The organism is Ruegeria sp. AL11, assembly GCF_056540865.1.
Genome location: NZ_JBQFXO010000007.1, coordinates 211,376 through 237,136 on the forward strand (window position 1 = coordinate 211,376; position 25,761 = coordinate 237,136).

17 protein-coding genes are annotated in these 25,761 nt (G+C 56.9%); 9 read left to right on the top strand and 8 right to left on the bottom strand.

The genetic code is table 11. The features are described from left to right. Positions 1-221: 221 nt before the first annotated feature. The 3 genes from ACR0IP_RS13210 (at position 222) to ACR0IP_RS13220 (ending at position 4,739) form a co-directional block, all read left to right on the top strand. On the top strand, positions 222-2,087 hold the full coding sequence (locus ACR0IP_RS13210) for a PAS-domain containing protein (protein ID WP_480526122.1): 1,866 nt from the start codon (positions 222-224) through the stop codon (positions 2,085-2,087). Beyond that, entirely contained in the window at positions 2,087-2,788 is a 702-nt protein-coding gene (locus tag ACR0IP_RS13215; RefSeq protein WP_170378320.1) for a response regulator transcription factor, read from the top strand. Before ACR0IP_RS13210 ends, ACR0IP_RS13215 begins: the two co-directional genes overlap by 1 nt. A 133-nt stretch (positions 2,789-2,921) precedes the next feature. Further along, positions 2,922-4,739 (top strand): ABC transporter ATP-binding protein, encoded by a 1,818-nt coding sequence (locus ACR0IP_RS13220; protein WP_480526012.1) that lies wholly within the window; start codon positions 2,922-2,924, stop codon positions 4,737-4,739. Between the two features lie 57 nt (positions 4,740-4,796). Here the strand turns inward: ACR0IP_RS13220 and ACR0IP_RS13225 are convergent, their stop codons facing one another. The 4 genes from ACR0IP_RS13225 to ACR0IP_RS13240 all read right to left on the bottom strand — a co-directional run bounded on the left by ACR0IP_RS13225 (position 4,797) and on the right by ACR0IP_RS13240 (position 13,026). Beyond that, complete coding sequence (locus tag ACR0IP_RS13225; RefSeq protein ID WP_170378318.1) at positions 4,797-6,107, bottom strand: HlyD family type I secretion periplasmic adaptor subunit; 1,311 nt, start codon at positions 6,105-6,107, stop codon at positions 4,797-4,799. Further along, positions 6,091-8,238, bottom strand: coding sequence for a type I secretion system permease/ATPase (locus ACR0IP_RS13230; RefSeq protein WP_480526014.1), 2,148 nt, complete (start codon positions 8,236-8,238; stop codon positions 6,091-6,093). The genes ACR0IP_RS13225 and ACR0IP_RS13230 overlap by 17 nt, the downstream gene beginning before the upstream one ends. Before the next feature lie 100 nt (positions 8,239-8,338). Then, the gene (locus tag ACR0IP_RS13235) at positions 8,339-9,178 is read right to left on the bottom strand and encodes a SapC family protein (RefSeq protein WP_170689119.1); all 840 of its coding nucleotides are present in this window, start codon (positions 9,176-9,178) and stop codon (positions 8,339-8,341) included. 38 nt (positions 9,179-9,216) lie between these two features. Continuing rightward, the gene (locus ACR0IP_RS13240) at positions 9,217-13,026 is read right to left on the bottom strand and encodes an Ig-like domain-containing protein (protein ID WP_480526016.1); all 3,810 of its coding nucleotides are present in this window, start codon (positions 13,024-13,026) and stop codon (positions 9,217-9,219) included. A 228-nt stretch (positions 13,027-13,254) separates the two neighbouring features. On the opposite strand from ACR0IP_RS13240, the gene ACR0IP_RS13245 reads away from it, so the two are divergent. From ACR0IP_RS13245 to ACR0IP_RS13270, 6 genes are all read left to right on the top strand, one after another. Continuing rightward, complete coding sequence (locus tag ACR0IP_RS13245; RefSeq protein ID WP_480526018.1) at positions 13,255-15,303, top strand: dockerin type I domain-containing protein; 2,049 nt, start codon at positions 13,255-13,257, stop codon at positions 15,301-15,303. Between the two features lie 240 nt (positions 15,304-15,543). After that, positions 15,544-16,134, top strand: coding sequence for a TetR/AcrR family transcriptional regulator (locus ACR0IP_RS13250; protein WP_480526020.1), 591 nt, complete (start codon positions 15,544-15,546; stop codon positions 16,132-16,134). Further along, on the top strand, positions 16,131-16,394 hold the full coding sequence (locus ACR0IP_RS13255; protein WP_480526022.1) for a hypothetical protein: 264 nt from the start codon (positions 16,131-16,133) through the stop codon (positions 16,392-16,394). The genes ACR0IP_RS13250 and ACR0IP_RS13255 overlap by 4 nt, the downstream gene beginning before the upstream one ends. A 9-nt stretch (positions 16,395-16,403) precedes the next feature. After that, positions 16,404-17,555: an SRPBCC family protein gene (locus ACR0IP_RS13260; protein ID WP_170689124.1), complete on the top strand. Its 1,152-nt coding sequence runs from the start codon at positions 16,404-16,406 to the stop codon at positions 17,553-17,555. Between the two features lie 18 nt (positions 17,556-17,573). Further along, the gene (locus tag ACR0IP_RS13265; RefSeq protein ID WP_425084433.1) at positions 17,574-18,047 is read left to right on the top strand and encodes a hypothetical protein; all 474 of its coding nucleotides are present in this window, start codon (positions 17,574-17,576) and stop codon (positions 18,045-18,047) included. A gap of 11 nt (positions 18,048-18,058) precedes the next feature. After that, positions 18,059-19,117 (top strand): 2Fe-2S iron-sulfur cluster-binding protein, encoded by a 1,059-nt coding sequence (locus tag ACR0IP_RS13270; RefSeq protein ID WP_480526024.1) that lies wholly within the window; start codon positions 18,059-18,061, stop codon positions 19,115-19,117. A 398-nt stretch (positions 19,118-19,515) separates the two neighbouring features. Here ACR0IP_RS13270 and guaD read toward each other — a convergent pair whose 3' ends face one another. From guaD to xdhB, 4 genes are all read right to left on the bottom strand, one after another. Further along, on the bottom strand, positions 19,516-20,844 hold the full coding sequence (guaD, locus tag ACR0IP_RS13275; protein ID WP_480526026.1) for a guanine deaminase: 1,329 nt from the start codon (positions 20,842-20,844) through the stop codon (positions 19,516-19,518). Positions 20,845-20,908: 64 nt separating this feature from the next. Next, on the bottom strand, positions 20,909-22,510 hold the full coding sequence (locus tag ACR0IP_RS13280; RefSeq protein ID WP_480526028.1) for a xanthine/uracil/vitamin C permease: 1,602 nt from the start codon (positions 22,508-22,510) through the stop codon (positions 20,909-20,911). A 43-nt stretch (positions 22,511-22,553) separates the two neighbouring features. Beyond that, entirely contained in the window at positions 22,554-23,432 is an 879-nt protein-coding gene (gene xdhC, locus ACR0IP_RS13285) for a xanthine dehydrogenase accessory protein XdhC (protein ID WP_425084430.1), read from the bottom strand. Between the two features lie 3 nt (positions 23,433-23,435). Continuing rightward, positions 23,436-25,754, bottom strand: coding sequence for a xanthine dehydrogenase molybdopterin binding subunit (xdhB, locus tag ACR0IP_RS13290; protein WP_480526030.1), 2,319 nt, complete (start codon positions 25,752-25,754; stop codon positions 23,436-23,438). Between the last annotated feature and the right edge of the window lie 7 nt (positions 25,755-25,761).

The window sequence follows — 25,761 nt, forward strand, 5'->3', positions numbered from 1 at the left end:
GCAATGGTTGTATACCTTTGTCGGCGGATTTACAAATCTGGGATTGCGAGGCTGCGACACGTGCAGCTTGCACGCCACGATTGTTTGGTGCGGAACTGCTTGCCGATTGTGAGACAAATCAACCAGCTGGGCGTTCGCCTCTACACCAAGTCCAAATCTGATGCTACGGATGGGCCGCAGGGAGGGCGATCTTGACCGTTAGCGAAAAGCGCATCAAAGCGATGACGACTGCCGGGCTGAATTTGATCGGTCAGGCACTGTCGATCTATGACAACAAGCTGCGTCTTGTTCTAAGCAATCGACGCTTTCAAGAGATGTTCGGTCTTCCCGACGACCTTGTGCAACCCGGCGCGTTGTTTCGTGACACGATTCACTTCTTGGTCACCCGCGGAGAATACGGGGCCGAGGGCGATGTGGATGAAATGGTGCAGCAGCGCGTCGAACAAGCCATGGCGTTTGAGCCGCACTATATGGAGCGTGTCCGCCCAAACGGGCAGGTTGTCGCTGTTGAGGGATCGCCTCTGCCGCAAGGTGGTTGGGTTGCTGTGTACACCGATATCACAGGCACGAAACGCGCTGAAAACCTGCTACGCGCCCGATCCGAGGAGCTTTCGGACCAACTGCTCAGCCATACCGAGGAACTTTCGGCCACCAACCGTAAGCTTGCCGCCACCATCGCCGCGTTGGAGGAGGCCAAGCGCGAACTGACCGAGATCGAAGCCCGCACGCGCATGACGACCGAGATGATGCCCGCCCATATCGCGCATCTCGATGTCGATGGGCGCTACGATTACTCAAACCGGCGGCTCAGCTCGGTGTTGCCGGGTCGCCCATCTGATATTCTGGGGCTGCATATCTCCGACGCGCTTGGCCGACACGCCTTTTCGAGGGTCGAGCCGCATCTGTCAAAAGCCTATGGCGGCGAAACCTCCGTTTTTGAGTTCACGGAAGAGCAGGATTCCCGCCGCATTCGCGTGTCCTTTACCCCTGATGGGGAAGGTGGCGTTTACATTATGTCCGTAGACATCACCGAGGAAACCCAAACCCGCGTTGCGTTGCAACAAACGCGCCGCCGCGAGATGGCCGCGCAGATGACCAGCGGGCTGGCGCATGATTTTTCGAACTTGCTGACCATCATCCTAGGGATGCAGGGGCGGTTGGATAAGATGAATCTGCCCGATGAAGCGCATGAACTGATCGCGGCGACCCGCCAGACCGCGCAGCGCGGTGGGCAGCTTTTGAACCGGATCGCGGATATGACGGGGAACCGGATGCCTCAGCCCAAAGCGACGGATATGCTTCAATTGCTTGAGGATTTGCGCATTCTCGCCTCACCTTCTCTACCGCGTGGGGTGGGGCTTTCGGTGGTCAACACGCTGCCCGATCAGGCCCTTATGCTGGACCCGGGGATGGTGCAGGATGCCTTGCTGAATTTGGTCCTGAATGCCCGCGATGCTTGCGGCAACAACGGTCAGATCACCATCAGCGCCCATGCGATTGGCGCGATTTGGGTTGAGATTACGGTCTCTGATACCGGGCCGGGGTTCTCGCCCGAAGCGCTGGACAAAGCCCTCAATCCATTTTTTACCACCAAGGGCAGCGACGGGTCCGGTCTTGGCTTGCCAATGGTCTATGACACGGTGAAACTAGCCGGAGGGGACCTGAGCCTGAAGAACACGCCCTCGGGGGCGTCGGTTGTATTGCGGCTTCCGTACCGCCCTGCGCCCCCCATGCGCGGCGGAATGGTTCTTCTGGTCGAAGACAATCAGGACTTGCGCCTCCAGTTCCGCGACATGCTGATCGACTTTGGGTTTTCGGTCATCGAGGCAACCTCGGTCGACGAGGCATTGACGCTGGTGAGCGAACTGGATGACATTGTTCTGGTCCTGTCCGATATCCGGTTGGAAGGGGAGGCAACCGGGCTGGACCTGATGGAGCGTCTCAAACCCCGGCTGCCATGTATCTTGATGACGTCGTTGCCATCGACTGATCCTGTGTTGAAGCGCGCAATCGGTCGGGTGCCCGTCTTGCACAAACCGTTCACTCCCAAACAACTTTCGGCTTTGATCCGAACCGAGGCTGCGTGATGACTCAACCGTTGGTGACCATTCTCGATGATGAACCCGAGATTCGCCATATTCTGACGGAGACCCTGCAAGACGCAGGTTTTCGAACCCAGAGCTTTTCACGTGCCCGAGAATTCGAGGCCGCGTTGAACCGTGTTACGCCCGATGTATGTCTGGTTGATCTGTCCCTGCCGGATACGGATGGATTGGCGCTGGTGCATCGCCTTGCCTTGGAACAGGGCGCTGCCGTCATCATCATTTCAGGCCGCGCGCAGGTGCAGGATCGGGTCACCGGGCTAGAGCTCGGGGCCGACGACTATATCACCAAACCGTTCGACCCCGCCGAGGTCGTTGCCCGTGTGCGGGCGCGTTTGCGGGCGCCGAAGGGGCAGGTGGCGCACTCGGAGACGGCCAGTTTCAACGGTTGGGTCGCGCATTTTGACCGCTATGTTCTTGAGGATCAAAAAGGCACAGAAACCGCGTTCAGCCATGCAGAAGGTGAAGTATTGCGTCTGTTTCTCGAAAGTCCCAAACGTCTGATTAGCCGCGCCCAGATGCAGGAAACGCTGGGAGGCGCGGCTGGTGAGAGCTTTGATCGTGCAATGGATGTGCGTATTTCCCGTCTCAGAACCAAGTTGGGTGAAGACCCCAAAAACCCTCGATTGATCAAAACGATCTATGGCGCAGGTTATATTTTCCTGGGCGATGTGGTCTGGCACTGAAGGTCCCGGTGCGCGCATTTGACCCTGCTTCAAGGATATCTGCACGGGTGGGCTGGAAACTCGGGCTTGTCCTGATTAACTAAAGCGACCTCGACGACCGAGGGGCAGAGGTATAAGACACCGCTGTTTAACCGTGCGGTTGCCCGATAAGGGCGGCGACACCGACGATCTGGAGTGTGAAATGATCGGCAAGGCCTGGGCAAAATGGCGATCGGGCTATATCGGTAGGCTTGTCGTGGAAAGCCTGCGCAAACAAGGGTGGATGTACGGCATCGCGATGGGTGCGATGGTAGTCGTTGCCGCCACGACCGCCGGTACGGCTTGGATGATGGAAAACATCGTCGATGCCATGACCACCCCCGAAATGAGGTCGCAGGCACATTGGATCGCGCTTGTTGTCGTCGGGCTGTTCGGCGCTAAGGCATTCGCTTCCTATATTCAGTCGATTTTTTTGGCGCGCGCGGGGAACCGAATTATCGCGGTCCAACAAGAGCGGCTGTACAATCGACTACTGCAGCGCGGTATTGGGTATTTTGCCGAGATTGAATCGTCCAACCTGTTGATGAGGGTCACCGCAGGGGCGGGGGCCGCCCGGAACCTGGTAAATATCATCGTAACCAGTTTCGTGCGCGACGCGCTAACGCTTGTGGGTCTTATTATTGTCATGATCTATCAGCAACCGCTACTTTCCGTGCTGTTTTTTGTCGTTGGTCCGGTTGCTTTGATAAGCGTGCGCTATCTGTTGAAGAACGTACGGCGAATAATGCAGGCCGAGTTGAAATACCTTTCCGAGATCATCCAGGTCCTGCAGGAAACATCGAACGGGATCAAAGTCATTAAGGTGTTCAGCCTTGAAGGCCGCATGACCGATCGGATGAACATTGCGATCAAACGCGTCGAGAAACGTTCGAACGACATCGCCTCTTTGCAGGCCATCGCCAGCCCGTTGATGGAGTTTCTGGCAGGTCTGGCCGTTGCCGGTGTTCTGGTTATCAGCACTTTGGGGATCGGAGGATCTGAGCCTCCGACGGCGGGTCAACTGATGTCGTTCATCACGGCCCTACTGATGGCATATGAACCCGCCAAACGCTTGTCGAAAATGCGGGTTTCGATCGAGACCTGCATGGTGCCAATTGGTATGATGTTCGAGCTTCTGGATGAACAGGATTCGATGCAGGAACATTCAGAACCCAAAGAGATGGTTAAAGGTCCAGGCGAAATCCGCTTGCGTGATGTGACCTTCGGGTATCAGGGGACACTGCCCGTTATCAAAGACATGGATGTCACTTTCGAAGCAGGAAAAACCACGGCGCTCGTGGGCCAATCCGGCGGAGGAAAATCCACGATTTTCGGCCTGATAATGCGGTTTTATGATCCCAATCAGGGCTATGTAGAGATTGACGGTCAGGATCTCACCGAAGTCAGTTTTGCATCGCTGCGCCGGAAGATATCCTATGTCGGGCAGGACACGTTCCTGTTTTCGACCACCGTGATGGACAATTTGCGCTATGTCGCGCCGGACGCGACCGATGAAGAAATTTTTGCAGCTGCACGCGCTGCGCATGCGCATGACTTCATCTCTCAGTTGCCAGAGGGCTATGACACTCAGGTTGGGGAAAACGGAGCTTTCCTGTCCGGAGGTCAGAAACAGCGGATCGCAATTGCCCGCGCAATTTTGCGCAAAGCGGAAATCCTTCTGCTGGATGAAGCCACAAGTGCGCTTGACGCAGAATCCGAAACTCTGGTTAAAGAGGCATTGGACAAGCTGACGGAAGGGGTCACGACAATCGTAATCGCTCACCGACTATCGACCGTTCTGGAAGCGGACAACATCATGGTCGTTCAGGATGGTCAAATCGTCGAGCAAGGGACCTTGAATGTGTTGTTGGAAGAAAACGGCGCGTTCCGCCGGCTGTTTGACCAGCAATTCAAGAAGCCTAGCTCGTTATAACAACAGGATTTCACGCTACGTCAATAAGTTGAGTGTGGTGCTGTGATTGAGGCTGCGCTATTCCCGCAGCGCTTGGTCCTTAATTTTCACGACCGGTTGGATCAAATAGTCCAGAACGGTTTTGCGCCCAGCCAAAATATCGACCTCGGCAATCATGCCAGGAATGATTTCAACAGCGGCCCCCGAGGCGTCGAGCATTGTGCCATTGGTCCGGATCTCGATGACAAAGACCTCTTCGTCGTTGTGCTCGGACCGGGTGATGGTATCTGCGCCAATTCGAACAATTTCCCCATCCAGTCCGCCGTAGCGGGCGAAATCATAGGCGGTGATTTTGACTTTCACGGGCTGTCCAGCATGAAGAAACGCGATATCTTGCGGGCGAACATAGGCTTCGACCAGTAAACTGTCATCCAGTGGAACGATCTCGACCAACTCCTCTCCGGTGCGCGCAAGACCGCCGATCGTGGTACGGTGGATGCGGTTTACGATGCCGCGCGCCGGAGATTGAACGTTTGCGCGGGACGCTCGATCCTGCAAAGCTGGCAGCATTGGTTCTAGGGCGGACAGTTCAGCGGTTGCGACGGCGAGGTCGGTCAGAGCATTGCTCCGAAATCTGCTGCGCGCCGCTCGGATTCGGTCATCAATCTCTTCCAGACCGGTTTTTAGTCGACTGGTCGCAGCTTCGGCTCTGACCCGGCGACCTTTCCATTCTGCCTCACTGCGCCTAAGCGCCAAAAGCGTGGTCGCGGGTTCCATTTTGCTGGCGACCAGAGGTGCCATTATTGCTCGTTCCTCAGCCAGAACATTCAGTGTCTCTTTCGCGGTGACCTGATCTACCAATCCTTCTTCGTATTCCCTATGGCGTTGTTGTTGTTGTCGCAGCAAGATATCAACTTCAGCCTGCAATTCGACTTGCCTGCCTTGGTACAAAGCCGTTTCTGATTGAACGACATCCGGGGCGCCTGTGACGAGCGCAGCGTCAAACTGAAGCTCCCGGCCCTCGATCTCGGAGTGAAGCCGCTGGATCCGAGCCATCAGGCCAAAAGCACGTTGTTGTTCCTGATTCAACTGACTGTCGATTTGGGTCGTGTCGAATTCCATCAACAAGGTCCCGGCTTGAACCACTTGGCCTTCCCGCACGTGCAATACCTTCAAAACGCCTGGCTCTGTTGCTTCGATGATCTGGATGTCTCCAGATGGCACGATCCGGCCATCCACGCGGGTTACGTCGTCCAACTCGGTCAGATACGCCCAAAGCCCGGCCGTGAGGAGGCATGCGAGAATTGCCACAAGCAGAAGAGAGTTTCGCAAAGGTGAAGTTCCGCGAGTCGCGCGTGCCAATGAGGCAAGATCATGATGCTGCGACATTCAGGTGCCTCCTGTTTTGGCGTGCATGTTGTGACAGAAGGCTTTTTGGCCCGTCTTTCGCGATTTGGCCGTCGTCAATGACAATAACGCGGTCCACCAGCTCCAAGAGGCTAGGACGGTGCGTGACGATCACCATCGTCGTGTCCGGAGTCGCCTGCTTGAGGCGGGACAGAACGCGCGCTTCGGTTTGAACATCCATGGCGCTTGTCGGCTCATCCAGCAGCAGAACCGATGGCTTGCCGATCAAGGCCCGCGCCAAGGCAATCGCTTGTCTTTGTCCACCTGAAAGCCCTTCTCCCCTTTCCGCAAGCTGTTGATCATAACCTGCTGGATGACGCGCTACAAAATCCTCAACTCCGGCAATTTGCCCGGCTTCAATCACTTCTTCGTCATTCGGCCTCATGGTGCCACTGGCGATGTTTTCGCGGATCGAGCCGGAAAACAGCCAAACATCCTGCAGAACAGAGCCGACACCTCGTCGTAGATCTCCTGGGTCAATTTGCCGAATGTCCAACCCATCCAGCATGATCGACCCGACCCGAGGCGCATAGAGGCCCAGCAACAGTCGCGCGATTGTGCTTTTGCCCGAGCCAATTTGGCCAAGAATTGCGACTTTCTCACCAGGGTTGATAGTAAAGGAGACACCTTTCAACGTGTCTTCGGATTGATCCGGGTATGCGAAATGGACGTTGCTAAACGAAATCGCGCCCTTGAAGTGTGAACGGCCGATCCAGGTTCTGCCTTCCGGTCGCTCACTGTCTGCCCGCATAATCTGGTTGAGGTTTCGAAAAGCGCTGCGTGCTTGATTGTATCGCGTTAAAGTTTGCGCCAATTGCCCCAAGGGTGCCAAGGCGCGACCCGTCAACATGACGGCGGCGATCAGGGCGCCCATGCTGGTTTGTCCTTCCGTGACCAAGAAAACGCCATAGAAAACGATCAGCACCTGCGCCGCCTGTTGCGTGAGGCCGGTCAGGTTCAGGGCGAATTGTGTTATCGCGCGACTGCGAAGTCCGTGGTTCGATTGTCGTTCTATCGCGCTTTCCCAACGGGTACGCATCTGACGATCCGCAGAGGTGGTTTTTATGGTTTCGAGGCCAGAGACGGCCTCAACAAGAACAGATTGTTTGGATTGACCATCCTTGAATTGCCGCTCGGCCAACCGCGATAGTATAGGTTGGGCGAGCAAGCCGGTCAGCAGAACAATGGGTACTGCCATCGCAGGAACGATGGCCAATGATCCACCAACCAAGTAGATCACGAAGACAAACAGAGCGATGAATGGTAGATCGACGATCGCAACCAATGTTGCGGACGTGAAAAATTCGCGCAGAGTTTCGAACTCGCGAACTGTATTTGCCATCGCGCCAGTTGATCCGATACGAGATTTCATTTGGATATCGAGTAACTTGTCAAAGATGCGCCGTCCCATCAGCCGATCAGCCTTTTGGCCGGCATGATCAATGAATCCAGCTCTTAGAATCTTAAGTAGGAAATCGAAGCCAAGGGCGAGGCCCACGCCTATGGTCAGTGCAATCAGAGACTCCGTTGCTTCGTTGGGAAGAACTCGGTCATAGACGACCATGATGAAGATAGAAGTTGAGAGCCCTAGAAGATTGGCGAGCGCTGCCGCGAGAATGACCTGGAAATAGGACCATCGACTGGCCGCCAAAGCTGACCAGAACCAATGTCCAGACCTTTGGGCCTCGCTATTCTTCAAGATATCTTGATGGTCTCGGCGAAATAGAATTGCGTAGCCGGTATACGCTTTTTCCAACTGTTTCTGTGGAATTGTTCCGGTTCCCGGCCCAATGCAAGGGTCGTATACCAAAAGCATGCCGTCGTCGCTGCGCCCATGATAGACAACGGATCGTCCCCCCTCCAACAACAGTATGGCTGGTGACAAGTCGTCATCCAATTTGCTCAGCAAGCGCGTGCCATACCCTGCCTGAAGACCGCTTTGGCGTGCAAGCGCCAGTGCATCACTTATCGAGAGGCCATTTTCCAAATTTGACTGCGCGGCAAAGAGAGATGCTTTTGTTATTGGACGTTCAAGTGTCTCACCCACATGCAGCATACACTTTTCTAGTTCTGTTAAACGAGATGTGTCCGGTTGGGATTCGTGCCGCGTCATGTCTAAGTTCCTCTTCGGCAAGTTAGGGCAGCGAAGGAATGGAGTGCGTCCGCTGATCGAACCTGTTTTCGGTTTTGGCCCGCTGCATGGCAACCAGGGGTCATTGGGCATAAGCGTTTAGCTCCGAATTCGGGCCCCAAGAGGTTTCGTTCGTTTGCGCATCGGCCAATGCAGACAAGAAGCCGTCGACATTCGTCTTCCGCGAAAGATCCACCGAGCTCGGATTTTGTGTCATTCGTGATTGTGCTTGGGCCAACCAAGCTATGTGAGACAGTGAGACCTGATGCGCGTGGACTAGCTGCAGAGCGCCACAAGTTGTCAGTGTGGCCAGTTGCCTATTGGTCAAACTGTTCAACCCATCGGGCGAGATACCCCAACAGCCCTTTGGTAAAGAGCAACCCTCATGTTGGGTGAGTGGGGCCAACAAGTTCATATCCGCAAGCACATCACAAATGGCCTTTGTGGTTTGTGCTGACGACATTCGACCTTGGAAGAACCTCTTTACGGCTTCAAGATTGGAAGAAAGCGCTCCTGTTTCACGGTAGAACGCCTCATCTCTGGGGTCATCACTGATCAAGCCAAGGGATTCGTCGATGAGCAATTGGAATTGAGCGTCCTTGACCTGCCCACCTCTTGGCATTGGTTCGGCATCGAAAGGCGGGCACCTCATCGCAGAGGGCAAGTAGGGCGCCAACCATATGCCTGTTTCAGACACAAATGAGTTTTCAGCCTCTTCTGTCAGGGAAAACACTGCGACCGGCTCTACCCCGCTCTCCGTTTTGCGGAACACAAGCGGGAAAGCAGCCGCTACGGGGAAAACTTCTGCCGCAACAACTGAACATTCGGTCACGTACCTTGTATGATCGAATGAGGTGAAGCGTTTCCAGAACTTGTGACCATACCTCTGGAATGAGAGGGGTTTGAGGTGGGTTTTTGACATGGCTGCCTTCCAAGCTCTCGGCCAATCCTAGAAAAGGACTAGGCGGTGGCACCTGTGGGATCGGTATGCAGGATATTGTCTGCACTCAGGTTGTTCAGATCATTCAGACCATCGAACACGGCGAGCGTATCAACAGTGACGTCGTCTGATGCAGAGAAGCTGGCTTTGACGAGCTTGGCGTCGGTTCCATCGGTTGTCAGGGCATAGATCTCGTCTCCGGCCTGCGCTCCGACCAGGCTCTCCAATGACAATTCAATGGTGCTGACCGTGAGGTCGCTGAGGATGGTCGTAAAGCCGACGAAGCCTGTATCTATTCCCAGATTGCCGCCTTGACTCAGGAACTCCACGTCCGTTCCCGTGCCTCGCAACGTGGCGACGTCGAGGCCCCTGAACGTCAGGGTATCTGCGACTTCCGTTGCAGTTCCGGTGCTGAACCCCGTAATAATATCCGTGCCATTGATTGCAGGGTCTGCTTCGAACACAACGATGTCTCGGCCTGCCTCTGTCAGGTCAATCGTATCGTCGCCATCACCCCCCCTGATGATCGTGTCCACATTGCTTGCACCTATGACATCGTCAGTGGTCGTCCCTGATTGGTAGACAGAGTCGCCTCCGTTTGGCGTGACGATCTTCAGCTCAAAGGGTTGATTGATGTCCTGAATGTCGACGGAAAACTGCACGAGAGGGGCCGAAATGTCGGAGAAACTGAGTGTGGCTCCGGCGAAATTGACGAAACTGGGGTTGGCTGCGTTCACGGCAAGAGGCAATTGCCCGTTGAATATGATGGAGCCGCTGTCAAAGGTGACCTGAGCGGAGTCGAACTCTAAACGCATGTCTACAAATAACCCGCTCGACAGATCACGGTCGGCTTCCGAATAAACCGCGAACTGGACGGTTGAGCCGCTTCTGCCGACTTCCGAGATGACATAGGCTGCGGGCGTATGAGCTGTGGCGTCAGCACTCACCGGAAGGGGATCAGGCCCTCCGGATACTGTTGCTTCTGCCGAGAAACTCAGATCCGTCCCGGCCGTCGTGCCGGCAAAAGCGGAGGCTGCGATAGGCGCAGACCATGTTCCATTTGCTGCGACGGTTGCGGTGCCAACGGATGTACTGCCCAACAGGATATCCACCGCCTGCCCAGCGGCGAGACCGACCGAAGAACCGCTGACTGTAATCCCGGAACTTTGCGCATTAGCAAGAGAGATCGCCCCATTGGTTCCAATCGAATCGAGGTTCAAGGTTGGTCGGAAATCGGTTGAGAAGTAACCTGTTGCCGCGTTGGAGGTATTGCCTGCAGCGTCTTCAACCGATGCCGAGATCTGGAAGCTAGTGCTGTCTGCCAAGGCCGCGAGATCGCCGGTTGGAATATCCGCACTCCAACTTCCGTTCATTGCGGTGGCTGTATAGGTCTCGCCGTCCAAGTTGATGGTTACAGTGTCTCCGTTGTCGGCCGTTGTTGTGCCTGAAACCGTCAGGTCCTGCCCACGTTCCACGACATCCAGGACTGATCCGATGGACAGTGGATCGAGGGTAATGCTGGGTGCCGCAAAATCAGTTATGAAGCCCATTGTGGTCTGGGACGTATTTCCAGCTGCATCAGCCACGGTCGCGGTGATGGTATAGCTTTCCTGATCCTGAAGCCCCAAAAGATCGGACGCATTTGTCACCAATGTCCAATTGCCAACAGTGACGGTTGTCGTCTCGCTGATGTCAACCGTGCCGTCGGCGCGGGCGATCGTGATAGACACGACAGCCCCAACGCCTGCATCGCTTGTGCCCGAAATGGTCAGATCTGTTGCCCGCTCGGTGGCGTTCATGATCGAGCCGTCCGAAACACCCGTGATCGCGATGGTAGGATCAGTGAAATCAGTATCGAAGCTGCCTGTCGCCTGAACGGCCGGGTTTTCGGCGATGTCCGAGACATCTGCTGTTACCGCAATTGTTGTTCCGTCTGCCAAGAGTGCCAGATCAGCGGCTGGCACGGTAACGGTCCACGACCCGCCCGCGGCCTCCGCGGTGTAGGTTAGCCCATTCATGCCAACGGTCACGGTTTGATCGTCTTCAGCTGTGGTGGAACCCGAAATGGTCAGATCGGTTCCGCGCTCTGCCGCATTCATGACGGCCCCGTCCGAGAAACTGTCGATGGTGACTGTCGGAGCGCTAACATCCTTGGCCAATTGCGCCGTTGCTTGAGGCGCTGCCAGCCCGTCCGCGTCAGACACATTGGCTGTTATCGTAAAATCGCCGCCATCGGACAGAGATGCTAGATCGGCGGTCGGGACGGTAACGCTCCAAGAGCCACCCGAGACGAGGTCCGTATAGGTCTGGCCGTTCAGCGTGACGGAAACCTGTTGGTTGTCGCCAACATTTCCGGTTGTGCCTGAAATGGTCAAATCTGAACCGGTCTCGGCGGCGTTCAGGATATCACCTACGGACAAGGGCGAAATGGCAATGGATGGACCAGAGAGGTCGACGGGCACCGTGGCCGTCACGGTGGTCGCCGGGTTGCCAGCTGCATCTGCGAGCGAAACACTGATCTCTGCCGGGGTGCCCGTCGTCAACCCGGCAAGATCCGCGTTGGGAATAGTCACCGACCAACTGCCGCCCAGTGTCGTGCCGGTAAAGGACTGCCCGTCCAATACAAGCGTTACAGTTTGGTTGTCCTCAGCCGAGGTCGCCCCGGTCACGGTCAGATCGCCGGTTACATCAATAAGGTCGATAGACCCTCCGCCAACCGGATCGAGCGTGAGGGTTGGAGCCGTGAAGTCGGTATCAAAACTGTTACTGGCTTGAACGGCCGGGTTGCCAGCGCGATCCGAAACATCCGCTGTCACGCTGATGGTTGCCCCATCCGACAGGGCTGCCAGATCGGCGGCTGGAACGGTTGCCGACCATTGGCCGTTGGACACCGTGCCGGTATAAGTCTGGCCATTTAGAGTAACGCTCACCGACTGCCCGTTTTCCGCGCCCGTTGTGCCACTTACGACAAGATCAGTTCCCTGCTCGGCGGCGTTCATGACGGCCCCATCCGAGAAACTGTCAATGCTGAGTGTTGGTGGGATGGTGTCTACGACCACGGTTGCCGTCGAAACGGAGATCTCGTCCCCCAAGGTATCAAGCATACGAACGGTCACCGTGGACTGGCCTTGGGCCAGGGCGCTCGCCTCGGGCGCTGTGAGGGTGACGGTCCAGTTCCCTTCGGAATCCGGTGTCACGGTCTTGGTCACGGAGCCGATCGTAACCTCGACCGAGGTCGCATCATCCGGCGCAGTTGCGTTGGTCAGAGTGTTGTTGAGGGAGGTGGCCTGCAGCTCTGCCAAATTCAGCGTCTGAAAGTTTGGCGCAGGGGCTGGATCGTCCCCGCCGCCTCCGCCACCACCACCTGCTGCCGCAGCACCGGCGAGACCAAGACCCGCCGCCGCAGCACCCATGCCGCCCAGACCACCTGCCGCTGAGGCGGCTCCGGCCTCGGCAACAGCGCTGAATTCGACGATCTGCGAAACCATCGCCTCGGCGATCATGATCGAACCGCTCTCAAGGACCTGAACATGTTCAGCCGCAACAACCATGGTGCGCCCATCGAGCATTTTCAGAAGGACATCCCTATTGTCCATCAGCTTGGCTGATTTCACACCCGGGATCGTTTCCGCGAATTGGAAAGCATAGAGTTCCTCAACCGTCGCCTGCGCAAAAGCCGGAAGGGCCAGCAAGGTCGACACCAATCCGCCCGCAATGCCGCGCCCGGACAGTTTGCGCAGGTTGCGTTCGATCCACGAGCGCTTGTGGCGATCGCGATCTGCCCCTGAAAGATCGGCTGGCGTATCAGTATGGCGCTCAGGTGTCTTCATCGTCTTGCCCCTCAGAATTGGTGTCCGCGATCCTGGGAAGGCCGTCCCCGACATGACGCTTTGTTCATCTGTCTTGCCTTCCGGTTACCACCGCGGGCGAACCTGGAAAAATTGAGTTAAACTGAAGCCGAACTCCTCGTTTTCACCACATTCCCGCTTTTGTTTCGGTCTGGGCATCAGATCATCCTCAGGTCATTGCCAGGGGTGGCATTGGGGGTGATCAAGGTGATGCTTCAATTCGAAACTGTGGTTGCAACGGGAAGCCCGGCGCTCGATTCAGGTATCGGCGATACGGCTTTAAAAACGTTTAACGGGGATACGTATCTCTATTCCATCACCGGGCCGTTCGGTGGCGTTGCCGCCTGGCGGCTCATTGAAGGGGCCGGGCCGCAGCTGGTGGATACGGTCTATCATAGCGGCCCGATCCTGTATCAGGTGGGGCGGACAGGTGTGCCAATCACCTTGGGCGCTGAGGACCAACTGGCCCTTGATATCAACAATGCAACGGGTTTGGTGGGATATACGCTCAACTCGGACGGCACTTTTGGCGATCTGCAGGAAACCGGGACGCTCGTCGGTGGCGGAGACATCTCGGCGATGGCGCAACTGGACGTCGGGGGGCAGAACTATCTGACCCTTGCGCATGAAGACACCGATCAGATCGGCAGCTATGAGATCAACCCAGACGGCACGCTTTCGGTTGTATCGCTGCTCTCTGGCCAAGCCGATTCGATGCATGCTGCGACGGTCGGGACCGAACAATTCGTGATCACCGCGAACGCTGCAAATAGTGAAATCGCCGTATTTGACGTTTCCGCAAGCGATGGCAGCCTCAGCGCTCTGGACAACAGTGCCGCTGTTTCAACGATGGGAATCTCTACGCCCACGGCGATTGAGGTGGTCGAGGCCTATGGGCAATCCTGGGTCATCGTGGCGGGGTCGGGTAGCAATTCCCTCAGCGTGATGGGATTGCGCAGCGATGGTCGGTTGATCCCCAAGGATCACGTTCTCGATACGTTGAATACCCGATTTGAATCCGTGCAGGACCTGTCGGTGATCGAGGTGAAGGGCCGTGCCTTCATCGTGGCCGGCGGCTCCGACGATGGCGTCAGCCTGTTCACGTTGACCCCGAATGGAAAGCTGATCTATCTGGATAGCTTTGCCGACACGTTGGTTAGTGGGTTGGGGAACGTCCAGACCCTCAGCCTCGCCCATATCGGTGATGAGCTTCAGGTGCTTGCAACCTCGCAGCAGGATCCCGGACTGACGCAGCTGAGCGTTTCTTTGGCAAATCTCGGTGTCGTCCTGGACGGTAGCGGACCGGTTATGGGCACGGCGCAGGACGACATGCTCAGCGCGGGGGTTCTGGATGCCCAATTGTCTGGCGGGGAGGGAGATGACATCCTCATTGCAGGTAGCGGTGAGACGACACTGACAGGCGGGGCAGGGGCCGATATCTTTGTCATGCAATATGGCAGCGATCCCACGACAATAACGGATTTCGAAGCCGGCACCGATCGATTGGACATGTTCGACTATCTTCTTCTGCGCACCCCCGATCAACTAACATTTACCGCCACATCCCAAGGCGCTGACATCCAGTATCTGAATGAGGTCGTCCACGTGATGTCCTCGAACGGCGCGTCGTTGACGAAAGAAGAGGTCTTTGGCTCCGGGTTTGGCGGGCCGGATCACATTCCGGTGGATTTCGGCACCTTCGGCGGGCTGGAGCCTGCAAGCTCGGACGGCATTCAGGGCCGCGTGAGCATCGATTCCGAGACCGCCAATCCGGCTTTTGCAAATGCCGAGATCAAGTTCACTCCGACCGGAGGCGGCACCGTAACCGCAACCACGGATGAGACCGGACGCTTCGATCTGAACGTTCCGAACGGGACATTGGTCGGAGAGCTGGAGGTCGTCAAAACCTATTCAACAGCGAGCGGACGGGTCAACGCTCTGGATGCGTTGCAGGTTCTGCGCATCTCGGTTGGTTTGGATCCGACATGGGGTCCGGCGTCTCCAGAAAACCTGATTGCCGCTGATATCACCCAGGATGGAGCCGTCAACGCACTGGACGCGCTGTCCATCCTGCAGGCGGCGGTCGGACAAACTTCTCCATATCCGGCGAAATGGGTTTTTCTGGACGCGGATGCCGACCTCTCAGGGATAACGCGAAATGCGGTGAACTATGACACTCAGATGGATGTCACTGTCCAAGACGGTTCGTTTGCGGTGGATATGACCTCTATTCTTTTGGGAAACATCGAGTCGTTGTGACGGTGTTTTGCGGCCATTTTGCCCGGGGTGAACACTCTTTCCCGAACCGGTTTGCGGTCCTGCTAAAAAACTGAGGGGCGGGCTGTCACATTCGAGACCGCAGAGGATGATGGCTGGTCATTCGCTCTAACACCCCCCAAATACAATTTCTTTTCACGCGTTGGTCGCAAAGTAAATTGTCATGGTTGACAAACAATCTTCAATCATTATTTGTCATCAATGACAATTTAAGGGGCCGCAATGCCAAGACCATCTTTGAAAGACCAACGATCCCAGGAGATCCTAGATGCGTATCTCACATGCGTGGCGCGGTTCGGCCTTGACGGCGCAACCCAGGAACGGATTGCAGAGGAAGCTGGCGTCAAGCGCCCCCTGCTGCGCCACTATCTTGGCAACAAGGACGAAATGATTGCCGCACTTGCCGAGTACACGCTTGAAGGCTTTGCGATGTCACTGGACGGTCTGCGACAAGCTCTGCCAGACAGAGCAACGCCAACCGATCTTGTGGACGCTCTTTTTGCCGAAGGCAGCGGAACTGATCCGCGGTTGATGCTGGCCTATCAGGCACTGGTAACTGTTGTTCCGGATCGTCCCGAACTGCGGCAAGATCTTTCGGACAGCCTAAGTGCCTTCTTTGACGTGGTTGAGGATGTCCTGAGGCGCGCTGCCCCTGACGCGCCGGATACAAGCATTCGTGCCGTAACTCAGGGTATTTCCGCAATCTTTGTCAGCATGGATGCCCTGTCGCCACTCGAGCCGCCCAAAGTCTGGCGCGCGGAATTGAAGCTGGCGGCGTCTTTGCTGGCCTCTACGCTGGAGGCCGAGCTATGAGCCACGCCAGAACCGCGAACTATATAGCTCTGCCTGTACTGTTGGCTGCAGCTGTCCTGGGATACTACTGGGTCTGGGGGCTGCTCTTCCTGTGGTGGACCATTCCGACCATCCTGAATGGTCAGGCTTTTCTGGTGTTCGAGATCAACCGACACGACGATCCAATTCTTTTCTGGGCCATAGTCTGCCTTTGGGCTTTTTCGGGATTGATGATGCTCGCCGCCAGCCTTTTTCCGCAATACGCCCATCTGATGACCTGAGGGATAAAGATGACCAAAATGTATCATCACCTGCCAGTCGAAGCCTATACTTCGCAGGATTGGTTCGACCGAGAACAACAACAGATCTTCTCACGCACCTGGCGTTTTGCGGGACTGGTTGAAGATATCGAAGGCCCCGGGAACTATCTGTCGGTGCAGGCAGGTTTGAACAACCTGTTTGTCGTCATGGGGCGCGATCACCGGCTGCGGGCCTTTCACAATATTTGCCGCCATCGCGGTACACAACTGATCCGCGCGGTTGGCAAGACGCAAAAAGCGCTTACATGTCCTTACCACGATTGGACCTATGATCTGGAAGGCAATCTGATCTCCGTCCCCGATGAGGCGTCGGAATTTCCCGGTGGTATCGATAAATCCTGCCTTGGCCTCAAACCGGCGAGCGTAGACGTCTGGCGCGGTATGTTGTTCGTCCATCCTGATCCGAACGCGCCCACGCTTGCGGAGTGGTTTGGCGAGGTCGATCCTTTCCTTGGCCCGCACAAGCCCGAGGAACTGGTAGAGTACGCTGAAGGTCGGAACACCTATGAGATCAAGGCAAATTGGAAGATCGTTGTCGAGAATTACATCGACGTCTATCACCTGAGCCACCTGCATTCCAACACCCTGCATATGTATGACCATGCCAAGGCGGAATACGGGTGGAAGGGGCCGCACTATCACTTTTGGGAGCCTCCGTCCGCGGAGTACGCCAAGGATCATGAGGCGAACCTGCCGATGCCGCGCGCGATCCCAAAACCCCATGTCGGCGCGTGGGTTCCAATGCTCTTTCCCGGCATTGGTATCGGGGCCAGTGAGGAAAGCTGGAACCTGTTTATCATCACGCCACTGGCGCCGGACCTTACGCGCATCGAAAATCGCACGAAACTGGCCAATGAATCTGATTGGGCGTTTCAGAAACAACAGTGGAAAAGCTGGGGTTTTTGGAAGGACTTTGGCGGTGCGAAGTATCAAGGGGCCGATGTCGCAGGCGAAGATGATCCGATGGCATCCGGAGACTTCACGACCGAGGATATCTATGCCTGCGAACAACAGCAGAAGTCTCTGAAAAGCCCGTATCTGGAAATCGGCCCGGCCGGGATTGGTGAAAGCCCGATTACCCAGCACCAAAAAGCCGTTTTGGAGTTCATGAAGGCTGATTGAACAATGCGGAGATGGATTATGACACCCGTTCAAGCCACCCTAATTGGCGTGGCTATCGCGTCGGCTTTGGCGCTGACAGCGCAAGCAGAAACGCCTGAGGAGATCTCTGCCCGTGTCCTGGCGGCTCAAGACGAAGATAGTCTTCTGGCTACGTGGGAAATCTGGCATCCCAAAGCTACTCATCGGATCGTTCTCAAATACGGTGCCGGGCAGGAAGATGATGTCTTCACTTACCGTGTGGGGGACGTTGCCGCCGCTACCGATGCTGAACTCCCCAAGGAATTGGCGGACTACAAGGAAACTAAGCGATCCACGCCCAGAATGACCACCCGCACCGAAGATGAGGTCCACCACGTAACCGCGGTTACGGATGTTGAATATGATTGGCAGGGATATGCCGGCAAAATGCGTCAAACAGATGAGTTTGCCTTTGAACCTTACCTTGGCGGGATGGTGGTCCGGTCATTGACGACAACTTATGACTACCGGTGATTGGTGATTTAATGCAGCGCGACTTCTATCCATTGACCTTATCTGACATCCGCACAGAGATCGGCGGTGCAGCCACAAGTGTCACTTTAGATGTCCCTGCCAGACTGGCTGATCTGTTTCAATGGATAGCAGGGCAACATTTGACGATCAGGTTTTTGATCGAAGGGCAGGAACATAGGCGCAGCTACACCATCTCAAACCCTCCTGGATCCGCACTGCGCATCACTGTGAAACGAGTGAAAGGCGGGATCGTGTCGAACCATATCGGTGATGCTCTGTCGGTAGGGGATACCATCGAAGTCATGCCCCCCTTTGGACAGTTCACCTTAACGCCCGGACTCCTTAAACGCCGCACACACTATTTCTTTGGCGCGGGCAGTGGCATCACGCCTCTATACGCGATGATCAATGCCGTTTTGACGGACGAGCCGCATTCCGTCGCGCATTTGGTTTTCGGCAACACCAACGCGAACAGCATCATTTTTCGGGACGAGTTGGAGCAGATCCAAGCGCGATACCCAAAACGCTTTTCTGTGCGCCATGTTCTGTCACACCCCTCCTTGTTCAGTTGGTTCAGCCCTTGGCGCACGGGTTGGTTGGATGCAAACGCCGTTCAGGCCGCTATTGCCGAGACCCCACCTGTGGCGCAGGACACGCAATACTGGATCTGCGGTCCGGGCAGCATGAACACGGACCTACGGGCGGCGCTCAAAAATTTGGACGTGCCTGACGATCGCATTCACACGGAAAGCTTTGGAGGGAATGTCGAGCCCGACCTCAGCACGTCAGGGGTCGCAGCGACAGCCCGCATAAATCTGCATGGTGCATGGCATGACGTACCGGTGGCTGCGGGTCAAACCATACTGGAAGCTGCCCAATTGAAAGGCTTAAATCCACCATACAGTTGCCAGTCCGGTGTCTGTGGTGCCTGTGTTGCCCGGCTTACCGAAGGGGCCGTCCATATGCGGAACCGAGTTGCACTTGAAGACGGAGATATCTCGAAAGGGCTCATCCTCTGCTGTCAAAGCGTTGCGACGCAAGAAAGCATCGCCTTGAAGTTTGAGGGGTAGACTCGGGATCACGAAAAACGCAGGCAGAAGCCAAGCAAACAAGTCGGAACCCCACATCGCAAGTTGAAGGATTGGAAGTGGTGGCTGCGAGAAGATCAAATCTCTTTGCAGACCCGCCTCCTAACCTAACACACTGGTATTCGCCGCCAAGTCGCAGCAGATGATACCGTCACCTGCCTTATTACCCAATTTGTGGAATGACGGGATACAGATCGATTTTTCATTGCACCTGAAGGATTTATTGGGCACCCGAGGCATCCCGCGCTTTTTGCCTTGTGCTATCAGGAACTTGGCCGCGCGGTTTTGAAGGGTCTAGCCCGGATCGAGCAAGTCGACTGATCCGGGCTTTCAATTTAAGACCGTCGCGGGCTGGAAATGGGCCCGCGCTCCAGATGCCGCTAGGCAGGGACTTTGGCTAGTTCAGGTTGCGGTCCTGCAACCTTGCTGGGTGTACCCGACACATAGACTTCCTCAATCGCGCGATCGTCTCCCATCATCTGCAGGACGAACAGCTCTTGTGACAGGCTGTCCACGCGGTCCATACGTAGGGCCATGGCCGGGGTGCTGCGTGCGTTCAGAACAACGACGTCGGCTTCGCTTCCCGGGGCGAGCGTACCGATTTTGTCTTCGAGGCCCAGAACGCAGGCATTGCCGCAGGTTGCCCAATGGAACGCTTGCAGAGGGTGCAGGGCTGTCCCTTGCAATTGCAGGACTTTGTAACCTTCGTTCAGGGTTTGCAGCATTGAATAGCTGGTGCCAGCACCAACATCCGTTGCGATCCCATTGGCGATTCCGCGCGCGCTCAGCCCGGCATGATCAAACAGGCCGCTGCCTAGAAACAGGTTCGAGGTCGGGCAGAACACGGGATGCGCGCCGGTTTCAGCCAGCACGTCAATCTCTCGCGGCTCAAGATGGATGGAGTGTCCGAGTAGGGTTTTCCGTCCAAGCAGACCGTAGGACTGATAGACATCCAGATAGTCCTGGGCTTGCGGGTAGAGTTGTCTGGTGAAGGCGATCTCGTCCTTGTTCTCCGACAGGTGTGTCTGGATGTGGCAGTCGGGATGCTCTTGCGCCAGCGCCTGGGCCATGGCCATTTGGTCCGGGGTTGAGGTGATCGCAAACCGGGGCGTGATGACATAGCCATTGCGCCCTTTGCCATGCCAGTCGGCGATGAGGGCTTTGGTGTCGTCATATCCGGTTTGCGGCGTATCCTGCAGCGCCTCAGGCGCGTTGCGGTCCATCAGGACCTTGCCTCCTAGCATGCGCATGTTGCGTCTGGTTGCCTCGGTAAAGAACGCGTCAACCGAGGTTTTGTGGACCGAGCAATAGGCAACCGCCGTCGTGGTGCCATGCGCGATCAGCTGGTCATAGAACGCCCGCGCCATAGTCGCGCTGTGCCCGTCCGAGGCAAAGCGGGTTTCTTCTGGGAACGTGTAGGTGTTGAGCCAGTCCAAGAGCTGTGCGCCCCACGAGGCGATCACCTGCACTTGGGGAAAGTGAATGTGGGTGTCGATGAATCCCGCCATCATCAGATGAGGGCGATGGTCCGTCATAGGCACGTCTCCGGCCTTTGCGCTGATCGCCGAGAAGGGGCCGGTGTCCTGAATGATCCCGTCCCGGATCAGCACCGCGCCGTCCTCAAGATAGGTATAGGCGCCGATATCGTCGCCGTTCTGGGGCTCACGATGAAAGGTCAGCAGACGACCGCGCAGCAATCTCTGTGTCATGGAATGTCTCGTATGTCGTGGGAAAACGGGCAGAGGGGCAGCCCTAAGGCTGCCCCGCCATGGGTCAGGCCTGTTGCGCAGGTGTGTCGTCGTCGATGAGATCGGGCTCATCTGGAACGATCACGCGATGCTCAAGATCCGCTTTTGGGGCGAGCATCGGGTAGAGGTAGAGGAACGCGCCGACGATCAGATAGCCGATGGTAATCCCATCGAACTGCGGCATCTGCAGCGTGTAGGAGTGGATGATCCCCACCGCCGACATCAGCCCGCCTGCGACGGCAAAGGCGCCAGCCATGCGGAACCGGCCGTCAATCACGTCGGCTACAATGGCCCCCCAGATCAGACCAGTGATGATCGCACCCTGGCTAAGCGCCAGATGTCCTTCGTAGTGGGCACCCTCCATCAGGAGTGCGGCGGTCAGACCCTCGTCACCCAGCGCAGGCAGGCCTTCGACACCGCTACTGCGCAGCGCGTTCATCAGTGAGCCCCATTTGACCATCAGGAAGGCCGAGATATGGGGTAGGATCGCGAAAGATACCGCTGCCATGTGCATCGGCTTCACCGCCCAGGCCGTGTTGGTGATCAGGCTGACCGAGACAAAGACCAGAACAGGCGCCGCAGCCGCAATTGGGATAAGACCCGCAAGGAAGGACAGGAAGCCAAGGAAAGCGGCAGCCGCGATCACGACGGCAACACCCACGATGTAGCCCGCATGTGCATCAAGCCGCTTGTAGGCCGGGTGACCGATATAGACTGTCGTCGGGAACGGAGAGCCAAACAACGCGCCCAGCATCGTGCCCGCGCCATCCGTTACCTGGCACAGCCCGACGGGGTAGTGATCGCCCGCGGCCTCGGCGGATTCCACGTTGTTCATGGTTTCGATGAAGTTGTAGATCTGCACCGGGATCAGCACCAGAAACAACTCGGGGTTGGCGAACAGATACTGCACACCGGCGATGAGGTCGCCGAAATAGGGGATTGGCGGGTAGAAGCCGATGCCACTTGTGTCGATTTTCGATTCACCAAGGATGATGGCAATCACCGTACCAGCCGCAATCGCGACCAGACCGGCAGGCACATTACCCGGCAGGCGGAACCGCCCGATCAGACCCCAAAGGATGAACAGCAACGAGGTAAAACCGATGATCGGGTTCTCAAACACCTCTGCCAAGGGGACGGAGCCGATAAAGACCAGCGCAATGCCGCACAGCGTGCCGAGCATCCCGGCGCGCGGTGTAATCCGCTTGAGGTAAGGACCCACAAACGCCCCAAGGGCTGCAACGATCCCGCCCATGAAGCCCGCGCCGATTCCTACCTGCCAGGCCAGCATCGGGTCGTTGGTGGCCCAGTAAATTGGTCCGATGACGCCAAAAAGGTAGACGAACATGACCGGGGTCGAGATGCCGTAGGGCAGGGCGGTGACATCTTCGCCCTTTCTGGTGGCCGCCCATTTGGCGAGAAACGTATAAACTCCGACACCGGCCAGGATTGCTATGGCGGCACCGGGCACGATGCGGCCAAAGACGATCTCGGCTGGCATCTGGAACACGAACTGACAGACCCCGGAAAGGATCAGCAGGTTCACTAGGTTATCCGTAAATAGCGCCCAGAAAGCGCTGAAGTCGCTGCGGGTAAACAGCTTGTATTCGTAGGTCCTCCCGTCCATGACGGTCTCCTCCTCTGATAGGACCGGAATTGCCTGGTGGATGTCAGGCGGATCTCCCTCTCCGGTCGCGATGTTGGCCCATGACGGGCGCCTTGGTTGCCCCGGTCGGGGCGGTCGCGGCAGTTTCAGAGGTCAGTTCAGCCATCACCTCGGCCACCACGAAGGCGGCGATGACGCTGGGCCGCTTGTCGCGGCTACCGCTTGCCCCGATGGGGCATCTCAAATGTTCGATGGATTGTCCGTCACACTGTTTATGTGCCCAATTCCTCAGCTTGATCCGCTTAGTTGCGGATCCGATCATCCCGACATAGGCCGCATCCTGACGTTCAAGCGCGGCGGTGGTCAGCAAGAAATCCAGCCCGTGATCATGGGTCAGGACGATAAAGGCGCTGCCTTCGGGCGCACTGAGGATTTCGGCTTCGGGGATTGCACTCAGTCGGGTTTCGACATCCGCAGTGCAGAGGTCGATTTCCTCGGCCCGTGTGTCGACAAGGATGCAGCGCACAGGCAAGTGCTGAAAAAGATCCGCAAGTGCGCGTCCCACATGACCCGCCCCCATCACGTAGACATGTGGCAAGGCATCGTCGCGCCGCGCCGCCCGGTCGGTTGCGGCCCCCTTGTCCGAGGACCGCATACGGGTCAGTTGCAACTCGACCCGTCCCCCGCAGCACTGGCCAATTTCGGGTCCGAGCGGTACATCCATTTCCCGGTGTAGCGACCCGTCTCGCAGCATGTCCCGCGCGGCGTTGATGGCCATGAACTCCAATTGCCCACCGCCGATCGTCCCCCAAAGCGCGCTTGGCGATACGAACATCTCAGTCCCTTCGTTGCGCGGCGAAGACCCGCGCACACGCGTCAGCGCGATGCGGATTACGCTGCTTTGTTCGGACAGAAACGTCTTCAGGGATTGCGCTGCAGGCATCGTTTAGGCACCGTTTTGCAGGCGGGCAACGGCCATCAGGACACGCTCGGGCGTGGCCGGGGCGTCCAGTCGAGGACATTCCCGGTAGTCGGCGACGGATGCCACGGCCATCGACAGGGCCTCGAACACCGAAATACCCAGCATGAAGGGCGGCTCGCCCACGGCTTTGGAGCGTTTGATCGTCAACTCTCGGTTTTCCGACCAATCGGCGAGTTTGACGTTGAAGATACGCGGGCGGTCCGACGCCAGCGGGATCTTGTATGTCGACGGAGCATGGGTGCGCAGGCGACCGGCATCATCCCACCAAAGCTCTTCGGTGGTAAGCCAGCCCATGCCCTGAATAAAGGCCCCTTCAACCTGACCCTTGTCCAGAACGGGATTCAACGAGCGTCCGACATCGTGCAGCACATCCGTGCGGTCGACCTGGTATTCTCCGGTCAGGGTATCTATGGTCACTTCCGAACAGGATGCGCCATAGGCGTAGTAGTAGAACGGGCGGCCTTGGCCCTTATCACGATCCCAGTGGATCTTGGGGGTTTTGTAGAACCCGGCTGCCGACAACTGCACACGCGCCAGATAGGCCCGTTTGATGAAGACATCGAAGGGCAGAACCTCTTCGCCGATATGAACATGGTTGGTGAGAAAGATCACCTGCTCGGGGCTTACTTCCCATGTTTCCGAGGCGAATTTCACCAGCCGTTCCTTGATCTGCTCAACCGCGTTCAACGCGGCCATTCCGTTCAGGTCGGTGCCGCTAGAGGCTGCGGTGGCGGATGTGTTTGGGACCTTCTCGGTTGTTGTCTTGGTGATCTTGATCCGGCTGAAATCAACCTGAAAGGCCTCAGCCACCACCTGCGCGACCTTGGTGTTGAGGCCTTGCCCCATTTCGGTGCCGCCGTGGTTAAGATGGATCGAGCCGTCTTTGTAGACATGCACCAGTGCACCGGCCTGATTGTACCACGTCGCCGTGAACGAGATGCCGAATTTCACCGGCGTCAGCGCGATCCCCTTTTTCAGGATCGGGGAGGATTGGTTGAAAGCGATAATGTCCTGACGGCGCTGGCGGTAGTCTGAGGTCTCCTCCAACTCTCCGACCAGCCGGTCCAGAATGCTGTCTTTGACCACCTGATGATAAGGCGTCACATTCCGCTCTTCGGTGCCATAGAAATTGGCCTTTCGCACATCCAGAGGGTCCTGACCCGTGGCGTAGGCAATTTCCTCGATCATCCTTTCCGCCGCGATCACCCCCTGCGGCCCGCCAAATCCGCGGAAAGCGGTGTTTGAGACCGTGTTGGTTTTCATCGGATGGCTGTCAAGGCGCACATTCGGGTAAAAATAAGCGTTATCTGCGTGAAACAGCGCACGGTCGGTCACCGGCCCCGACAGATCTGCCGAGAACCCGCAGCGCGCGGCAAAGCTGCTTTCAACAGCTTGAATGCGACCGGCATCGTCAAAGGCCACGTCATAGTCGATCACAAAGTCATGGCGCTTGCCGGTTGCCGTCATGTCCTGATCCCGGTCGGGTCTGATTTTGACGGCCCTGTTCCACTTCTTCGCGGCCATGGCGGCCACAACGCAGAACAGGTTCATCTGGCTTTCCTTGCCGCCAAAGCCACCACCCATGCGGCGGACATTGACCACAACGGCGTTGGACGGCACCCCAAGAACATGGGCCACCATATGCTGCGCCTCAGATGGATGTTGGGTCGAACAATGCACGACCACATCGTCATCCTCGCCCGGAATGGCAAATGCGATGTGACCCTCAAGATACATGTGATCCTGTCCGCCAACGCGCATCCGGCCTTGGATCCGATTGGGGGCCGCAGCCTGAGCGGGGGCAACATCCCCGCGCTCTAGCTTTAGAGGGGCGGTGACATGCGGGTAGCCGGCGTTCTGGGCCTCAATGGGGTCAAGCGCATGGGGCAGGGTTTCGTATTCGATCTCTGCCAGCTCGGCGGCGCGGCGTGCGATGTCGCGAGTCTCGGCTATGACGGCAAACAGGGGTTGGCCGTGAAACTGAATGGCATCAGTTGGGAAAACCGGCTCGTCGTTCAGGTGGGTCGGGCTGATATCATTGACCCCCGGCACGTCATCTGCCGTCAAAACCCCAACAACGCCGGGTGTTGCCAGAACCTTCGCAAAATCAATGCCAAGCAGTTTGGCATGGGCCACGTCGGACACGCCAAGATAGGCGTGCAGCGCGCCTTGGGGTAGGGCAATATCGTCGGTGTAGTCAGCCCCTCCGGTAACATGCTTGATCGCGCTGTCGTGGTTGACGTCAGTGTGGGCGGCCCCAACGATGGAAACGATGTCTTTCATTGTGTCG